Raw genomic sequence first — 17,171 nt, 5'->3', positions numbered from 1 at the left:
TTTAAATATACATTTACCTTAGGTTTCATGCTATTCATTTATCAGTTTACCAAAATGATCTTCCGGTTAGCGGGTCTTAAATACCAGGATAAAACAGTAAAAACAGCTAATAAAAGCGGAGCAACTATTTGGCCGGAGATGTTATTGCTGGCGATATGTGAAATTACAGCACCTGTCATCACAAAAAATATACCTGCGTATGCCCATTCCTTTAGTAATTTAAATCCTGGAATCAGTATCGCAATTATGCCCAGCATTTTCCAAATACCTATAATTGAAATAAAGTAAGTAGGATATCCCAGCGGCTTAAATCCCTTCAGCACCCCCTCAACCTGCATTGCCTGAGCCAACCCGCCCGAAAAAATACAGAAGGATAATATTGCCGTAATTATCCAATACCAAAGTGTTTTTTTCTTTTCCATTTTGAGTTATTTTAATTTGTTTACGATGCTTTGCAAGCGGTTATGTGCCATGTTAATACCCTGGGCAAAAGGCAGCTGCAACATTTGATCACGCAGAGCAGTTGATTTATACACAACATGCATAGTGAGTTTGCTTGTTTCTCCGGTAAGTTGTTCAAATTCCAAAAACTCAAGTTGAATATCAAACGGTGTATTCTCCATTTCAAATGTCCGCGTGATCTTCTGGTTCGGAACAAACTCGTGGATGGTGCCATTGGCCCGGAAGACGACGTTTCCCTGGGCGTCGGATGTTTCAAATTGATAGCCGCCGTGCTTTTGGTTATCCAGTTTCAGCACCTTTGTACCCATCCATTGTTCCACAAGCTCAGGCTCTTCATAGGCTTTAAAAAGCAGCTCCAGCGGTAAATCAAATTCGCGGGTGATTATTAGTTCTTGTTTGCCGTTTTCGGCATGGATCTTTGTTTTTAATTCCATACTCTTCTATTTTTTGGTTTGATAATTCTTCATAATGGCTTCCAGTTTGTTAAATCTGTCGTCCCACATTTGACGGAACGGTTCAATAAAATCAGCTACATCTTTCATTTTCTGTGCGTTAATGTGATAGTAAATTTCTCGTCCAGTTTGTTTTTGTTCTAATAATTCGCACTCGGTGAGTATTTGTAAGTGCTTGGAAACTGTTGGCCTGGCAGTATCAAAATTGGCTGCTATGGCACCTGCTGTTAAGGCTTGCGAAGCTAACAACAGTAGTATCGCCCTCCTGGTAGGGTCGGCTATGGCCTGGAATACGTCTCGTCTTAAATTCATTGCGTAGTCATTTGACTACAAATATATATGTAGTTATTTAACTACGCAATTTATTTGCGATTTTTTTCAAGATATTTAAACACGCTGCTATTGAGTAAGGGGATTTTGACAAAATGAGTTAACTTTATTATTTATCCCTGCACCTGATACTCTGGCAAAGGAATTTATATCGCGTGGCGCTACATTCTCTGTACCTCTTCAGGATACCCATGATGATTTGCGTGGTATCGAGCTCAAGGATATAGATGGTTATGTATAACTCTTTGGTCGCCCCCGTTAACATCTGGGGTATACCACTTCTGTGGCCCATCTTAACTTTAAATAGTAAATAACTATTTCACAATAAAGCCTCTATGCGTATTCATATAGAGGCTTTATTGTTTTTATATACAATGATGTTGGTTTATTCATTTTCAACTAATCATGACCGTGGCCCTTATCCTCATGTTTTCTATCTTTCATCTCTCTTTTCATGTCTTTATCCCGTTCTTTGTACTCCTTTTTCATTTCTTTATCCTGTTGTTTATACTCCTTATCCTTTTGTTTATACCAGCCTTTGTGTTTACCATTATCCCAATGATCACGATATTTTTCATCCCGGCTATCCCGAATGATCAATTGATCATGCCGGCCTTTATAATTGGCATACCGGGTTCTGTAAATATTATCCCGCAACCAGGGATCTCTTTCGTTAATAACAACTTTATAGCCGCGGTATAAATCATAATTTCGATAAGTAGCGGGTAAGCTGACGGTTCTGATCCACCTGTTGTTTTGGTAATAAACATACTGATGGGTAGTGACGGAATAGTAAGTGTTAATGTCAGGCATGTAATAATAATCGGCATGATCATAACCCACAGGTCCCCATGATGGTTGACTGCCAATATTTACCCCTAAGCTGACATTGATCTGCGCGTTGCTTACCTTAGTAAAAAAACAGCAAAGCAGCATAACTGATGTGTAAATTAACTTTCTCATAATAAATAGTTTAATAGGATTTAACTTATAACGGTACTTGTTGAAAAAAGTTTAAAGAAACAGGAGTAATGTTTAATAAAGCTTTGTTATAAGGAAATACACAGCGAAAGCATAAATGTATAATTGCAAGGATGGGTTCATCAGAAAATTGTGCCCCTTTTAATTCGTGTTTTTAAGCGGCTATAAAATCAAGCAAGTATTCCCTGATTTTGAATAGACACTAAAATTGAAAAAGATGTGCTGTTTTTGCCGAATAGATTAGCTCGTTTGCTTTTGGCAAATACAAGGACCGCAAAATACCCCCTCAAATTGTCATGATTGCCCCTTGCGAGCGTATCTCGTCCGTTTTAACTTAGTGCAAACATTAACATTAACCTAAAACAATAAAATGAGAAAGATCAGGATTTTCGAACATATCTCGCTGGACGGCGTGATAGAACATGACGGAGACTACACCTATGGCGCATGGACTACACCTTATAGAAGCCCTGCCGGGGCGGCAATGCTCCTGGAGGCATACGGGCCGAACTTTGACCTGCTGCTTGCCCGCCATACCTACGATATATTTAGTGGCTTTTGGCCTACTGCCGGCGATTTCCCAATGGCAAATGCTATAAACGCTGCAACGAAACACATCGTAACCCACAGGCCAGACAGCCTGGAATGGGGGCCGGTGCAGCATTTGGACCAGGACATTATAAAGGCGATTCGCGATCTTAAATCAACAGACGGTCCCGACCTGATCGTTGTGGGAAGTTCGACCCTAACGTCCGTATTACTTGACCAGGGACTGGCCGACGAGGTTGTGCTCATCACCTATCCAGTTTTGCTTGGTCGGGGTAAACGCTTATTGGCTGACAGTATTGACGCCCGGGAACTTGTTTTTGTTGACTCGAAGAGCACCCCCACAGGTTTACTCGTTAACACTTATCGCCACGTTGGACCGCTGAAAAAATGATCTTTCGTTAACATGGGGGAGGAGCGAATGGTAAAATCCTATTAACTATCTCGCTGTCCTATTCTCTGACTCAGACACACTATACCTATAGTCTTCAAATTAACGCAATGAAAAAGGTATAAAAACAAAAGCCCTGATACGCCAGTATCAGGGCTTTGTACTCAGAGCGGGAATCGAACCCGCACTCCGTTTACGGGAACAGGATTTTAAGTCCTGCGTGTCTACCAGTTCCACCATCTGAGCAGGTGTTAACCTTTTAAAAATAAAGCCCAACTTTTTGAAGGAAGGGCTTTGAGCGAAAGACGAGATTCGAACTCGCGACCCCGACCTTGGCAAGGTCGTGCTCTACCAACTGAGCTACTTTCGCGTTGGGAGTGCAAATATAGACAGAAAACCATATTCTGCAAATACAAAACAGAAATATTTTAAAGTTTTTTATAAGTCGCTGTTTTTCAAAACTTCAGCTATCAGGTCGGCCTCATATCCGCGGCTCATGGCGTACTGCTGTAGTTTATAGCGGCGTTTATACTCATTTTTTTCGCTTACGGATGCCGCTTTTTTCTCCAGCAGGCGAGTTAGGGCGGTCATATAGTCGTCAAGGTCAATAATGAGTAACGCTTTTTTTATCAGTACATCAGGTACACGTTTTAGTTTAAGGCCCTGTTTTATTTTTATCCTGCCCCAGGCTTTCTGGTTAAACTTACCTTTTGTATAGGCTTTGGCAAAGCGGTCCTCATTCAAAAAATTTCCCTCTATCAGCCGGCTGATGGTTTGCTCAACGGCGTCGGGCCAAAGTCCCCATTCGTAAAGCTTATCCCTAACTTCCTGCTGCGAACGTTCCTGGTAGGCGCAAAAATGTTCGGCCTTGGTCAATGCTACTTCCGGGTTACTTATTTTGATTTTTTTTGGCTCGTCCATCAATGTCAAAATTCGTTAAAAATTCTTCTATTGTTAGATAATATACTCAAATTCGTGGCATGCATAACAATCAATACACCATCACTGAGGTAAAGGTCATCATTAACGCCGAAGGCAATATTGTAAATGAGAGTGTAATAAGTACGCTGCTTACTGATAGCCGCCGGATCAGCAACGCGGCCGAGGGATTGTTTTTTGCATTGAGCGCCCGGCGCAACGGGCACGAGTTTGTGGCCGAGGCTTATGCCGCCGGGGTACGTAATTTTGTGGTTAAACACGGGCCTGAATTTAACCTGCCCGGCGCCAATTTTTTGCGTGTTGACGATCCGCTGACTGCTTTACAGGCTTTGGCTACAGCTCACCGATGCCAGTTTAAGCTACAGGTGATAGGCATAACCGGCAGTAACGGTAAAACCATTGTAAAAGAGTGGCTGTATCAATTGCTTACGGCTGATAAAAATATTGTTCGTAACCCCAAAAGCTACAATTCACAAATTGGGGTTCCGCTGTCTGTATGGCAGATCAACAGCCGGAATGACCTGGGGATTTTTGAGGCAGGTATTTCCACTATAAACGAAATGGAAAAGCTATGGGCGATCATCAGGCCGCAGATAGGGGTGTTGACACACATAGGCTCGGCCCATGATGAAGGTTTTACCAACAGGCGGCAAAAGGTGCTGGAGAAGCTGCTGCTGTTTAAAAGGAGTAAAAAATTGATTTATCATTATGATGATCTGCTGGATTATCAGAAAGACATCCCAGTGAAAGATACCTTTACCTGGAGCCGCAAATTCAAGGTGGCCGATCTGTATGTTTTCAGCGAGACCGTGATCTCTAAAAAATATTACCTGCGGGCCTATTATCAAAAAAAGGAAATAGAATGCCTGATCCCGTTTTCCGATCAGGCTTCTGTCGAAAATGCGATTACCTGCTGGGCCACTATGCTGGCTTTGGGTTATAGTCCGGCTGAGGCAGATAAACGCATCGAACGCCTTAACCCGGTAAGCATGCGCCTGGAGCTGAAAAACGGCATCAACAATTGCTCTGTTATTGATGATACTTATAACTCCGATCTGCAATCGCTGGAGATAGCGCTTAACTTCCTGGGGCAGCAAAATCAGCATCAGAAAAAAACGCTTATCCTGTCGGATATTTTGCAATCGGGCTTGCAGCAGGATGTGCTGTACTGCCAGGTAGCCACGCTCATCGGCACACAAAAGATCGATAGGTTTATTGGGGTAGGTCCGGCACTCATGAATAACCAAACCTGTTTTGCGTTACCCGAGCAGCATTTTTTTGCTGATACTTCGGCATTGGTACAGCAGCTCAAGACACTCAATTTTAAAGAAGAAACCATTCTGATCAAAGGCTCACGTAGTTTTGAGTTTGAACGTATCAGCAGTGCGCTTACCCAAAAGGCGCATGAAACCATCCTGGAGATCAACCTGAATACGTTGCTGGGGAACCTGAACTTTTATCGCTCCAAATTAAAACCGGGCGTAAAGGTGATGGCTATGGTCAAGGCTTTCTCGTACGGTAGCGGCACCTTTGAGGTGGCTAATATGCTGCAATACAACAAGGCCGATTACCTGGCCGTAGCCTATATTGACGAAGGCGTGGCCCTGCGCCAGGCTGGCATCAACCTGCCATTGGTGGTGCTAAACCCCGAGGCATCGGCGTTTGATAAACTAACCGAGCATAAACTTCAGCCCGTAATTTATAGCTTTGGTTTGCTGGATGATTTTGTAACCTATAGTCGTGACCATGGTCTGTCGGACTATCCAGTGCATCTGAAAATTGATACAGGCATGCACCGGTTGGGTTTTGAAGGTTTTGAGATAGATATGCTGTGCGATATGCTGGAGCAAAACAGGTATATCCGGGTGGAGTCGGTATTTTCACATCTGGTAGCCAGCGAGGCCCCCCAGCACGATGAGTTTAGTAAAAAACAGATCAAGAGTTTTGAAAAAGCCTTTAAGGAAATAGAAAGGACATTGGGCTATAAAGTGATCAAGCATATATGTAACACCGCCGGTATTATCCGTTTTCCCGGCGCTCATTATGATATGGTGCGGTTAGGAATCGGTTTATATGGTATCGATTCGTCGGTGCCGGCCAGCGAGCAGGCATTACAGCCTGTTGCACGCTTAAAAACCAGTGTTGCCCAGGTAAAAAAGATAGGTGCGGGCGATACCATTAGCTATGGCCGCAGCGGCAGTTTACTCAAAGATGGTAAAATAGCCACCGTACGTATAGGTTATGCCGATGGCTATCTGCGTGCATTTGGCAATGGTGTTGGTAAAATGCTGGTAAAAGGTACGCTTGTACCCACAGTAGGCAACATTACCATGGATATGTGTATGCTGGATGTAAGCGGGCTGGATGTAAGCGAAGGCGACGAGGTGATCATTTTTGACGATAAGCACCGCATAGAGGAACTGGCCAAACAAATAGGCACTATTCCTTATGAAATATTAACTAATGTTTCACAACGGGTAAAAAGAGTGTATTTTTATGAATAAGATTCTTGGAGCAAGGATTTAGGGATTTTTGGAGCAAGGATTTCTGGAATAAGGAATAAAGATGACTGAATATTGTCCTTGTTCTTTGCTCTCAAGATCTTTACTCTTCCAATCCTTACTCTTTGCTCCCCAAATCCTTACTCCAAAAAAAAGATATGAACAGATTAGCAGGCGCATTATTAAGGTATTTTGTAAAAGGGTTATTGGTAGTAGTACCTATAGGCGCGGCATTCTTTTTAATTTACTGGGCGGTATCAACTATTGATAAAGCCTTGAATTTGAGCGATGTGCTTTGGGTTGATAAAGATGGCAAGCACGTATACATACCTGGTTTGGGTATCCTGAATGTGGTGGTAGTTATATTGATAGCGGGCATATTGGTTACTAATGTAATTACCGATCCTATAAAACGCTGGTTTAACCGTTGGCTTAACCGGTTGCCTTTAATAAAATTCCTGTACTCATCCATTAAAGATCTGACCGAGGCTATCGTAGGTGAAGAGAAGAAATTTAACGAACCTGTTATCGTGGAAGTCAATGAGTTCGGGTTAAAAAAAATAGGGTTCATTGTACAAAAAGATCTGGCCTCTCTGGATCTCCCGGGTGAAGTAGCTGTTTATTTCCCGTATTCCTACTCTTTCGCGGGGCAGGTAGTGATCATATCAGCAACAAAAGTAAAACACCTGGACAAAAACGCCGCCGACATGATGAAATTTGTCATCTCCGGCGGGGTAAGCGGGCTGGATCATTGAGCTGAAAGCAAAAAGCTTTGATTGGCAGGTTGTAAAGCCATAATTCGTTGATATTAAGATATGCTTTTGGAGGTTCGCTTTTAGCCTTCGGCTTTCAGCTTTGGGCTTTCTACTTTCTGCTTTTCGCTTTCAGCATTCGGCTTTAAGCCTTGAGCTTTTTTAAAGCTTCTGATAGCCAAAAGCGTACTGATCAGCATTAACACAGCCCCAAGAATATAGGGTGCTCCCGGGAAATAGGTACTTGTATTGCGATGGGTGAACAGGTGGAAAACCGAGCTCATTAACAAAGGGCCAATAATAACAGCCACACTGGTTAAGCTGGTTAAGGAGCCCTGTAGTTCGCCCTGTTCTTTGGGCGATACGGTGCCGGTGATCAAGCCCTGTAATGCCGGGCCGGATATGCCACCCAGGCAATAGGGGATCATATACAGGTACATGAGCCAACCATGGTTTGCAAAGGCTATCAATGTTAAACCAAGCGTATAAAAGAGTAAGCCAGCCACAATATTTTTTTCCTGCCCGAATTTGGGAATGGTATAACGGATCAGTCCGCCTTGTATGGCTACCAGTACCACGCCAATAAAAATGCCCAGCGTTCCGATGCTGGGCAGCGTCCAGTTAAATTTCTCTATCAGGAAAAAGGATAAAACATACTCCACAGCTTTTTGGGCTACATATACCAACGAGAATGAAGCTACCAGGCCAATAAGCGCCGGATATTTGCCCAGATTACGCAATGAGCTTATCGGGTTTGATTTTTTCCACTCAAAGCGGCGGCGGTTTTTGATAGCTAAAGACTCAGGCAGCACAAAATAACCATAAGCAGCGTTAATGAGCGCAAAAGCGGCAGCAGCCATAAAAGGGAATTTCACATTGAGCTCGCCCAGGTAGGCGCCCAGGCCTATGCCAATAATAAAACCCAGACCGGATGCGGCACCCACCAGTCCGAAGTTGGCTGCCCGGTTTTTCCCGGTACTGATGTCGGCAATATAAGCGGTAGCGGTAGAGTTGCTTGCCCCGGTAATCCCCGCGATGGTGCGTCCAACAAAAAGCCAACCTATAGTAGGTGCAAAAGCCATAAAAATATAATCGATCCCAAAACCAAGGAGGGAGCTTAGCAATATCGGTCGGCGGCCAAACCTGTCGCTCAGGTTACCCAATACCGACGAAAACAGAAACTGCATGGATGCATAGGTGAATGTTAAATATCCATTATACTGTGTAGCCGTACTTACATCAATATGGCCCAAGGTTTCCAGCAGCTTTGGCATTACCGGTATAATGATCCCCAGGCCAAGTACATCAATAAATAAGGTAACAAATATAAATCCCAGCGCAGCCGAGTGCTTTTTTTTAGGTTTGGAGGTCATTAAAAGTATAAAGCGTTTAAAGCAGGTAAAAGTTTTGGAGCATTACACTTTAAACTTTTACCCGCGTATCCTATTTTAAAAGTAGGTAATTTTATGGTAACGATTCTATTTTTACCTCTTCTACAGACTCTATCTGATGTTTCTTAACGGTTCTAAAACTCCTTATGACCAATATTGTACTCAACAGCATCAATACACCGCCCATCATAAAAGGAGCCCCGGCAAATTGTACGGGCGCGCTTTTGCTGGTAAAGTAGGCGAACAGGCTGGTCATCATTGGTGGCCCTATAATGGTGGTGGCGCTCATTAAACTGGTTAAGCCGCCTTGTAGTTCGCCCTGCTCATTTGGTGGTACCTCCTGGCTTATTAAACCCTGTAACGCCGGGCCCGCAATACCACCCAGGCAGTAGGGAACCAGTATGGCAAACATCATCCAGCCTTTGGTGGCAAAGGCAAACAGGAAAAGGCCTGCACTGTAAAATAACAAACCAATCCAGATACTTTTTTGCTGACCTAATTTGGGGATAGTGATACGAATAAGCCAACCCTGTACCAATGCAGACATTACCCCCACAAAACCAAGTGAATAACCTACCCAAGCCTCGGTCCAGCTAAATTTTTCCATGGTGAAAAAGGTCCAGGTGCTTTGTACCGCCTGCGCGGCTATGTATATTAGGATCAATGATACCACCAGGCCACTAATGGCCGGGTATTTTTTTAATTGCATCAGTGAACCCACCGGGTTTGCTCTTTTCCATTCAAACTTACGGCGGTGATCTATCGACAATGATTCAGGTAAAATAAAAAAGCCATACAAGGCATTAATGAGCGCCAGTATTGCTGCCGCGATAAAAGGCAATTTGGTGCTATATTGCCCAAGTATACCGCCTAACACTGGACCTATGATAAAACCCAGACCAAAGGCCGCACCGATGAGTCCGAAGTTTTGCGCGCGTTTTTCGGGTGTGCTGATATCGGCAATGTAGGCAGAAGCAGTGGTGAAACTGGCTCCGGTAATACCGGCTATAAGTCTGCCCACAAACAGCCAGCCTATGGATGGTGCAAAGGCCAGGAAGGTATAATCGATACTAAAGCCCAGTAAGGATGCCAGCAGCACCGGGCGCCGGCCATATTTATCGCTCAGGTTACCCAGCAGCGGGGCGCATATAAACTGCATAAAGGCGTAGGCAAAAGCCAGCCATCCCCCATAGCGCGAAGCATCGCTCAAATTACCATGAATAAGGTGTTGTATTAACTTAGGCAATACCGGTATAATGATACCAAAGCCAATAATGTCTATCAGCAGCGTAACAAAAATAAAGCCTAAGGCGGCCTGTGGTTTAACTTTAGTGCTCATAAGTATATGTTTTGCAAATTATTTACAGATCAAATTTACCTTCCCATAATAAAACCTGAAAGGGGCGATTACGACACGTTTAGGGGCGCATCATGACATAATGATATCTTTTAGGTGATTAAACAGTATTGGTAAGCGGCTTAAAGATAAAAGAGACTCACTAAGGAACTATTTGTTACAAATAAGATATCCACAATTGTTTTATTTACCGGGTATCCACCAAAATAGAAAATGCCGCTTGTTGGGGCGGCATTTCTGATATATTCTATCATTGTTAAAAGTTCGGCTTCAACACATACTTGTTGTAGAAACGGGTAATGTGCTCTACGGCTTCTTCGGCGGTATCAACCACGCGGTACAGGTTAAGGTCGTCGGGGTTGATGTTGTGCTGTTCAGCAAGCATTTTTTCTTCCACCCAGTGAAACAGGCCTTTCCAGTATTCTACCCCAACAAAAATAATAGGGAAACGTGCAATTTTACCGGTTTGTATCAGGGTAATCGCTTCAAACGACTCATCCATAGTACCAAAACCACCCGGCAGGATAATAAAGCCCTGCGAGTATTTCATGAACATTACCTTGCGGATAAAGAAGTAATCAAACTCCAGGATCTTATCCCTGTCGATGTATCGGTTATGAAATTGCTCAAACGGCAACTCTATATTTAATCCTACCGATTTACCGCCAGCTTCATACGCGCCTTTGTTGGCCGCTTCCATAATACCTGGTCCACCGCCAGATATTACGCCATAACCATGTTCGGTGAGCAGGCGTGCAGTATCTTCGGCCAGCTTATAATATCTGTTATCATTATGGGTACGTGCCGATCCGAATATGGATACACAAGGGCCTATTTTGGCCAGTTTCTCAAAGCCGTCAACAAATTCGGCCATTATTTTAAATATCTGCCAGGAGTCGGTAACCTTTATTTCCTGCCAGTTCTTGTTCTCAAACGCTTGTCTTATCTTTTCTTCGCCTGTCATTATTGTTTTTATAAGTCCGGAAGTCGGAAAAGTCCGCAAGTCCGGGAAGTTTATTTTTTATAAGTCCGGAAATCGGAAAGTTCGCTAAGTCCGGAAAATTAATAACGTAAAAATATAATTATGTTTTGCTTTGCAGGATAAATTGAGTTAAAAACTTTCGGGCTTCCAGTCTCCCCAACTTTCGGGTTTCCGAAAGGAGGTGATCCAAAGACCTACAAAAGTAATTAACCCGTTTACAATGATCAGTTCGTTACTGAAAACATAGCCGCCTAAAATTTTGGCCGATTCGGAGCTTAAAAAGTAGCATACCGCAGGAGATATCAAACAAATAAAGGGCACCAGTTTATCGCGCACCTGCCGGCTGCTAACAAACAGGCCAAAGGAATACAGCCCCAATAATGGCCCGTATGTATAGGAGGCTACCGCGAATATGGCGCTAACCACCGCGTCATTATTAATGGCATTAAATATCACAATGGTTAAAAACATCAGGCCCGAAAAGGCGACGTGTACCCCATGCCTGATGCCAACCATTTTTTTGCTGTTGAGATCGCCTTTTTTGTTAAAGTTCAAAAAATCGACGCAGAAAGACGTGGTCAATGCGGTCAAGGCCGAATCGGTAGTGGCAAATGTGGCGGCTGTTAAACCCAGCATAAACACCATGGCCGGCACTATGCCCAGGTATTTAAGGGCGATGGTAGGGTACAGGTAATCGGTTTTATCAACATGGATACCGTATTTGGTTGCGTATATCCAAAGCAAAGCGCCCACGCTCAGGAAAAAGATATTGATCACTACAAATACACCTGTAAAACTGAACATGTTTTTTTGCGCATCTTTGATGTTTTTAAGGCTCAGGTTCTTTTGCATCAGGTCCTGGTCAAGACCGGTCATACCCACGGTAATGAATAAACCACCCAGAAAGGCTTTGCTAAAGTGAAGTTTGCTGCTCAGGAAATCGTTAAAGAAAAATATCTTGGAATAACTGCTGTCCTTAATGGCATTGGCAGCCTCAAAAATGTTCATGTGCAGGCTCTGGCAAATAAAAAATATCGACAAAAATACCGACAGCACCAGGAAAAAAGTTTGCAAACTATCGGTTATAATAATGGTTTTTAAGCCGCCTTTGAACGTGTACGACCAAATGAGCAGCAAACAAATAAGCACTGTGACGGCGAAAGGAATATGATAACTATCGAAAATAAACTTTTGCAGTACGATAACCACCAGGTAAAGTCTGAATGCCGAGCCAATAACCCTGCTGATCAAAAAAATGCCAGCCGCGGTTTTATAGCTCCAGGTACCCAGCGCGCCTTCAATATAACTGTAAATAGAGGTGAGTTTAAGCCGATAATATAATGGCAGCAATACGGTGGCAATAATGATGAAGCCCGCGGCATTACCCAATACAAACTGAAAGTAAGAAAACTGATCGCCGGAGGGGGCGCCAACCTTGCCTGGCACCGAAATAAAGGTAACGCCGCTGAGTGCCGTACCGATCATCCCGAAGGCTACCAGGTACCATTTGGAATTGCGGTTGGCCACAAAAAAAGTATCGTTATCCGATGATTTTTTGGAGGTAAGCCATGATATGATCAACAATACCAAAAAATAACCGATAATAAATGAAAGCAGTATTCCGGGCGACATATGTTTGTTTTAAGTCTGCAAGACCGAAAGTCGGGGATTCCGGAAGTTCAGATCTCTGTTTAATCCGAAAGTCGGAAACTTTTCTTACAAAAAGTAATTTTGATTTCGGAATTCGGACGTTTGATTTCGGATTTATCCCCTTGCACTTGTTGCAAACGAGCGGAAGGGGATGACGGGGAGAATTATTCAATAAAACATTCGCTAAATCGTTATTCACTAAATCACTAATTAAGCAGAGGTTAATACCCCGGTTAATAAAGGGGTTAACGATTTTTTTATGGGGCTTAACCCCGGTTTACATATTGGTTCGCCTTATTATTGTTGTAAATAATAACCAATTATTAAACCTTAATACTTCATCTATGAACAAACAAAAAACTTTCGTTTTGGCACTTTTGGGTGCCTGTGCCGCCTTGTGGGGTTGCAGTAAAACACGCGACACTTCTTTGAAGGCTGATAACGCCGCCGATGTAAATAAGCAGCAAACCAATGCGCTAAGCTCCACCGTAACAAACGATGCCATCGCCGATCTGGCTTATTCGTCCTTTGATGCCGCCTGTTTTAATCCAAATACTAATTTATATTACAGTACAACCAACAAGGATGGTATAGCTGCTATATGGACACAGGCTATTTACTGGGATATGGCCATGGATGTTTATAACCGCAACAGGAAACCGGCCCAACTGGCCCGCGTAAACGCGATGTACCAGGGTGGCTTTAACCAGTACGATGGCTACAACTGGAACAATACCACCACCTGGTTTATATATGACGATATGATGTGGTGGGTGATGGCCCTGGCACGTGCTAACCAACTCACTGGTAATGCCGTTTACCTGCAAAAGGCCCAGGCTGGGTTTGATCGGGTTTGGGCGGGTTCTTATGATCCGGTTGAGGGTGGTATGTTTTGGGATTTTAACCATAGCGGTAAAAACTCCTGCATCAATTTCCCAACTGTTATAGGGGCTATGCGCTTGTATAATATAACCCATGACAAAGCCTATTTAACCAAGGCGCAGTCCATTTATGCCTGGTCGAAAACCAACCTTACGGATGCCAGCACAGGCGAGGTGTATGATAATAAAATAGGGGCTAACCCTCCGGGCGGCCAGGCTTATACTTATAATGCCGGTACTGCTATAGGCGCTGCATACGCGCTGTACAAGCAATCGCATAATGCCGCCTACCTGGCCGATGCCAAAAGATATGCCGATTATGTAAAAAACAACCTGTGTACCGATGGTATCCTGCCTGCCGAGGGCGACTTTAACGAGCAAGGCGTAATGAAAGCCATATTTGCCGATTACATGATGCAACTGGTGAACGAAGGCGGGCAAAACCAGTACCTGGATTGGATCAAACAAAATTTAACCACCGGCTGGCTAAACCGCGACAGGGCCCGCAACCTTACTTACCGTAATTATGCCGTAACCTGCCCAACGGGTTACATACAATCGTACGAAGCCAGCAGCCTGGTTACCTTTTTGCAGCTATTCCCTAAAAATGTTTGCCTGTTTCCGCCGGGAGTAACATTTTACGCCAACACCATGTATGGCGGTACCGCCACCAAACCTATCCCCAAAGGGAATTATACCCTGGCCCAGCTGCAAAAGTATGGCTTTGTTGATAATTGGGCATCATCGGCAAGTATCCCTGATGGATGGACAGTAACCCTATACAGCGATGATAATTTCCAGGGTACTTCATGGCAGCTCAATGCCGATACTCCTCATTTTCCTAATCTATCGCCTACGGCAAATGATGTTGTGTCGTCGGTTAAAATACAGTAAGCCTTTTCATTTTGATGAGGCCCCCGCTGCACGGCGGGGGCTTTTTGGTTTAAATTCCAGCCTGTGGTCGGTGTTATCACCGACCATTATGTGGAGGTGGTACGGTGATAACACCGACCACAGATAGGCTAAACCCTTATACAATTTGCCTGCTCATTTAGGGTTGCACCTAACGGAGCAAAAAGATATTTTGTCTTGTATTTCTACAAACAGGTAGCTCCTAACGGAGCATATCGACAATAAAATGCAATAGGTCTATTTACCCTTTAATCTTCCGAACACTTGTGGTGTTATCACCGCGCCATTGCATAACAGGTAGTTATTCTTATGTGCTTCTTTTCACAAACCTTGTCAGCCAGCCACCAAGCAGGCCGCATACGGCTGCCGAACCGGTTACAAATAGGATAGTGATAAACCAGAGTAAAGGAGTTACATCGACACCGGCATTTACACCAAGCACCATACTGATTTTCCACCCGACGGTGGCATCAAAAAGGCCGGTTGCTGCTGCCATTAATATTCCCGTTTTTAAATCCCTTTGTTTGGTGGCAAAAAATCCAACCGCGGCGTAAATGATAAAGGAGAGCACTGCTAAGGAGGTGTACTTAAATCCCAATTGTTTGGACGCGATTGAACCAAGCCCATCAAGCAGGGTAATAGCCAATATCCCTATCAGTAATATTTTGTATTCCGGTTTCATTGATAATTAGTTTTTGGATCTGATTTACGGTGTTACAAATTAAGCATTATGTTCGATATAAAGGTTCGAATCTCGTCGGGTATCAAACCTGTAGCGTTAATTCAAGTCGCAGAATCGACTTGGTCTACGCTTCGCTGGACCACCCTCTCTGCGGCTTGCCGTAAAGAGGGTAAAGAAAAAAAGAAAGAAAACCCCTCTATGCGCGAAGCGGAGAGAAGGGTGACGAGCGCAGCGACGTCGGGGTGAGTCGATAACTGTTTGATTTTTTTCAATAAAAATTTATTATTTTTCGATAAATAATATTACGTTTGTACTATCATTCTTTAAAACTGGAACTTTATGGAAATTACTACCAAACGAACACTAAACGTATTGCTCATCCTTTCGTGGGTAATATTTGTTGGCGTATGTGTTGAGGCCGGTGGCTTTATAGTAAATGCATTTTTTGCATTGGTGAACCCCGCTGTTGTGAAGCATCTTTGGCACGAAACCGATCTGTCGGCCCTTTTACAATACAATACCGGGTACTTTTTTGCCGAGATGCTGCTGATGAGCGTTGTAGCCGTACTAAAAGCCTGGTTGTTTTACCTCATCATCAAAATTATGCACGATAAAAACTTCAGTATGGTTCAGCCTTTCAATAAGGAAGTAAGGCGTTTTATTTTTAATATAGCCTGCATTACCTTCATGATCGGTTTGTTTTCCTGGTGGGGCGTTAAATATACCGGTTGGCTGGTTGGGCAGGGGGTAGCCATGCCCGATGTACAATATTTGCGCCTGGGCGGCGCTGATGTATGGCTGTTTATGAGTGTTACTCTTTTTGTGATCGGGCAGATCTTTAAAAGAGGTGTCGAAATTCAGGCAGAAAACGAATTAACCATATAAGCCATGCCAATCATTGTAAATTTGGATGTGATGATGGCTAAACGGAAAATGTCATTAAATGAACTTTCGGAAAAGGTGGATCTTACGCTGGCCAATCTTTCTATCCTCAAAACCGGCAAAGCAAAAGCCATTCGTTTCAGTACGCTCGAAGCCATTTGCCAGGCGCTGGACTGTCAGCCGGGCGATCTGCTGGAGTATTCGAAAGATTAAATTCCAGCGTTTGCGATTTGGCAAAATCTAATAACTTTGTTTTAACCACTTAGTATTCAGTGTAAACAAAGAGCCATTATCACAAAAGCATGGAAAACGCTATCAGTACAAAAACATTAAAAAACGCGGAACTGCTGTTGCGCATTACCATGAGCATTACCCTGCTGGTTGCCGGTATCAGCAAATTTTGCAGCCATGGGAATTTCCATAAATACTACCTCAAACAATTTACCAATCCAAACCTTCGTATCAACCTGCCATCGACCTTGTTTGATATTTACCTGGGCCTGATCCCTTTTATTGAAATGGGAATAGGTATAGCGCTGCTCACATCCTTCAAACGCCGATTTTTTATCGTGGTATGGATATTCTATTTTATTTCCCTGGAAGTAGGGCATTACGTTTTGGAAGAGTTTACCTCCGTCGATCTGCTTATCCCCATCATCCTGTTCGGCGTAGCAGCGTATATACTGCCCGGGTATGAGTTTTTTGGCGGGAAGGATAATAGTTAAGATCAAGTTGTGGGAGTAATATAAAACCACACGTCATTGGAGGTACGAAGCAATCTCTAAGCTATACAGAGCGAACTTTTCTGATTGGTACTGCCTATGTAGGGATTGCTTCGTACCGCAATGACGCGCGGAAAGTTTTTTAGCTGTTACAAGCGGCGGCCTTGTGGCTATTGTGCTAAGTTTATATCATTCAAGTGTACCACAAGCAGGACGCTTGCTGAAACGGGCTGGAATTGATCAATCGTTTGCGTGATAATTATCAATAGTGGTTTTATATCTTTAGACCTTGGATTCCCGTTGATGGATTCGCTCTGTTTTTAATCCAGTTACTTGTTAGTGTATCCAATAAACTTGA

17 protein-coding genes and 2 tRNA genes are annotated in these 17,171 nt (G+C 43.5%); 7 read left to right on the top strand and 12 right to left on the bottom strand.

Features of this window, described 5'->3' with window-relative positions; genetic code table 11:
* Positions 1-41 precede the first annotated feature (41 nt).
* The 4 genes from ACNURT_RS20130 to ACNURT_RS20115 all read right to left on the bottom strand — a co-directional run bounded on the left by ACNURT_RS20130 (position 42) and on the right by ACNURT_RS20115 (position 2,207).
* On the bottom strand, positions 42-422 hold the full coding sequence (locus ACNURT_RS20130; RefSeq protein WP_419699247.1) for a DoxX family protein: 381 nt from the start codon (positions 420-422) through the stop codon (positions 42-44).
* A 6-nt stretch (positions 423-428) separates the two neighbouring features.
* Positions 429-896, bottom strand: coding sequence for an SRPBCC family protein (locus ACNURT_RS20125; RefSeq protein WP_419699246.1), 468 nt, complete (start codon positions 894-896; stop codon positions 429-431).
* A gap of 6 nt (positions 897-902) precedes the next feature.
* A complete protein-coding gene (locus tag ACNURT_RS20120) occupies positions 903-1,226 on the bottom strand; it encodes an ArsR/SmtB family transcription factor (protein WP_370999351.1) in 324 nt (107 codons plus the stop codon).
* A gap of 417 nt (positions 1,227-1,643) precedes the next feature.
* A complete protein-coding gene (locus ACNURT_RS20115) occupies positions 1,644-2,207 on the bottom strand; it encodes a hypothetical protein (protein ID WP_419699245.1) in 564 nt (187 codons plus the stop codon).
* A gap of 388 nt (positions 2,208-2,595) precedes the next feature.
* On the opposite strand from ACNURT_RS20115, the gene ACNURT_RS20110 reads away from it, so the two are divergent.
* Positions 2,596-3,165: a dihydrofolate reductase family protein gene (locus ACNURT_RS20110; RefSeq protein ID WP_419699244.1), complete on the top strand. Its 570-nt coding sequence runs from the start codon at positions 2,596-2,598 to the stop codon at positions 3,163-3,165.
* 158 nt (positions 3,166-3,323) lie between these two features.
* On the opposite strand, the gene ACNURT_RS20105 is transcribed toward ACNURT_RS20110, so the two are convergent.
* The 3 genes from ACNURT_RS20105 to ACNURT_RS20095 form a co-directional block, all read right to left on the bottom strand.
* Positions 3,324-3,408: transfer RNA gene (locus ACNURT_RS20105), tRNA-Leu, on the bottom strand.
* Positions 3,409-3,459: 51 nt separating this feature from the next.
* A tRNA-Gly gene (locus ACNURT_RS20100) sits at positions 3,460-3,532 on the bottom strand.
* 68 nt (positions 3,533-3,600) lie between these two features.
* Positions 3,601-4,083, bottom strand: a complete 483-nt coding sequence (locus ACNURT_RS20095; RefSeq protein ID WP_419699243.1) for a regulatory protein RecX — start codon at positions 4,081-4,083, stop codon at positions 3,601-3,603.
* 59 nt (positions 4,084-4,142) lie between these two features.
* On the opposite strand from ACNURT_RS20095, the gene ACNURT_RS20090 reads away from it, so the two are divergent.
* Entirely contained in the window at positions 4,143-6,605 is a 2,463-nt protein-coding gene (locus ACNURT_RS20090; protein WP_419699242.1) for a bifunctional UDP-N-acetylmuramoyl-tripeptide:D-alanyl-D-alanine ligase/alanine racemase, read from the top strand.
* A 155-nt stretch (positions 6,606-6,760) separates the two neighbouring features.
* The gene (locus tag ACNURT_RS20085) at positions 6,761-7,357 is read left to right on the top strand and encodes a DUF502 domain-containing protein (RefSeq protein ID WP_370999346.1); all 597 of its coding nucleotides are present in this window, start codon (positions 6,761-6,763) and stop codon (positions 7,355-7,357) included.
* Between the two features lie 80 nt (positions 7,358-7,437).
* Here the strand turns inward: ACNURT_RS20085 and ACNURT_RS20080 are convergent, their stop codons facing one another.
* From ACNURT_RS20080 to ACNURT_RS20065, 4 genes are all read right to left on the bottom strand, one after another.
* A complete protein-coding gene (locus tag ACNURT_RS20080; protein WP_419699241.1) occupies positions 7,438-8,727 on the bottom strand; it encodes a TCR/Tet family MFS transporter in 1,290 nt (429 codons plus the stop codon).
* A gap of 91 nt (positions 8,728-8,818) precedes the next feature.
* A complete protein-coding gene (locus ACNURT_RS20075; RefSeq protein WP_419699240.1) occupies positions 8,819-10,084 on the bottom strand; it encodes a TCR/Tet family MFS transporter in 1,266 nt (421 codons plus the stop codon).
* Between the two features lie 274 nt (positions 10,085-10,358).
* Positions 10,359-11,066, bottom strand: a complete 708-nt coding sequence (locus ACNURT_RS20070) for a TIGR00730 family Rossman fold protein (protein WP_370999343.1) — start codon at positions 11,064-11,066, stop codon at positions 10,359-10,361.
* 147 nt (positions 11,067-11,213) lie between these two features.
* A complete protein-coding gene (locus tag ACNURT_RS20065) occupies positions 11,214-12,716 on the bottom strand; it encodes a sodium:solute symporter (RefSeq protein WP_419699239.1) in 1,503 nt (500 codons plus the stop codon).
* 362 nt (positions 12,717-13,078) lie between these two features.
* On the opposite strand from ACNURT_RS20065, the gene ACNURT_RS20060 reads away from it, so the two are divergent.
* A complete protein-coding gene (locus tag ACNURT_RS20060) occupies positions 13,079-14,509 on the top strand; it encodes a glycoside hydrolase family 76 protein (RefSeq protein WP_419699238.1) in 1,431 nt (476 codons plus the stop codon).
* A gap of 325 nt (positions 14,510-14,834) precedes the next feature.
* Here ACNURT_RS20060 and ACNURT_RS20055 read toward each other — a convergent pair whose 3' ends face one another.
* A complete protein-coding gene (locus ACNURT_RS20055) occupies positions 14,835-15,209 on the bottom strand; it encodes a hypothetical protein (protein ID WP_419699237.1) in 375 nt (124 codons plus the stop codon).
* Positions 15,210-15,548: 339 nt separating this feature from the next.
* Between ACNURT_RS20055 and ACNURT_RS20050 the strand changes: the two genes are divergently transcribed.
* The 3 genes from ACNURT_RS20050 to ACNURT_RS20040 all read left to right on the top strand — a co-directional run bounded on the left by ACNURT_RS20050 (position 15,549) and on the right by ACNURT_RS20040 (position 16,816).
* Positions 15,549-16,094 (top strand): hypothetical protein, encoded by a 546-nt coding sequence (locus ACNURT_RS20050; protein WP_419699236.1) that lies wholly within the window; start codon positions 15,549-15,551, stop codon positions 16,092-16,094.
* A gap of 3 nt (positions 16,095-16,097) precedes the next feature.
* Complete coding sequence (locus ACNURT_RS20045) at positions 16,098-16,304, top strand: helix-turn-helix domain-containing protein (protein ID WP_370999338.1); 207 nt, start codon at positions 16,098-16,100, stop codon at positions 16,302-16,304.
* An 89-nt stretch (positions 16,305-16,393) separates the two neighbouring features.
* On the top strand, positions 16,394-16,816 hold the full coding sequence (locus ACNURT_RS20040) for a hypothetical protein (RefSeq protein ID WP_419699235.1): 423 nt from the start codon (positions 16,394-16,396) through the stop codon (positions 16,814-16,816).
* Positions 16,817-17,171: the final 355 nt, after the last annotated feature.

This window comes from Mucilaginibacter sp. NFX135 (genome assembly GCF_048565145.1).
GTDB lineage: Bacteria > Bacteroidota > Bacteroidia > Sphingobacteriales > Sphingobacteriaceae > Mucilaginibacter.
The sequence above is the reverse complement of the archived record's forward strand: the minus strand, read 5'-3'. Positions and strand labels throughout refer to the sequence as shown.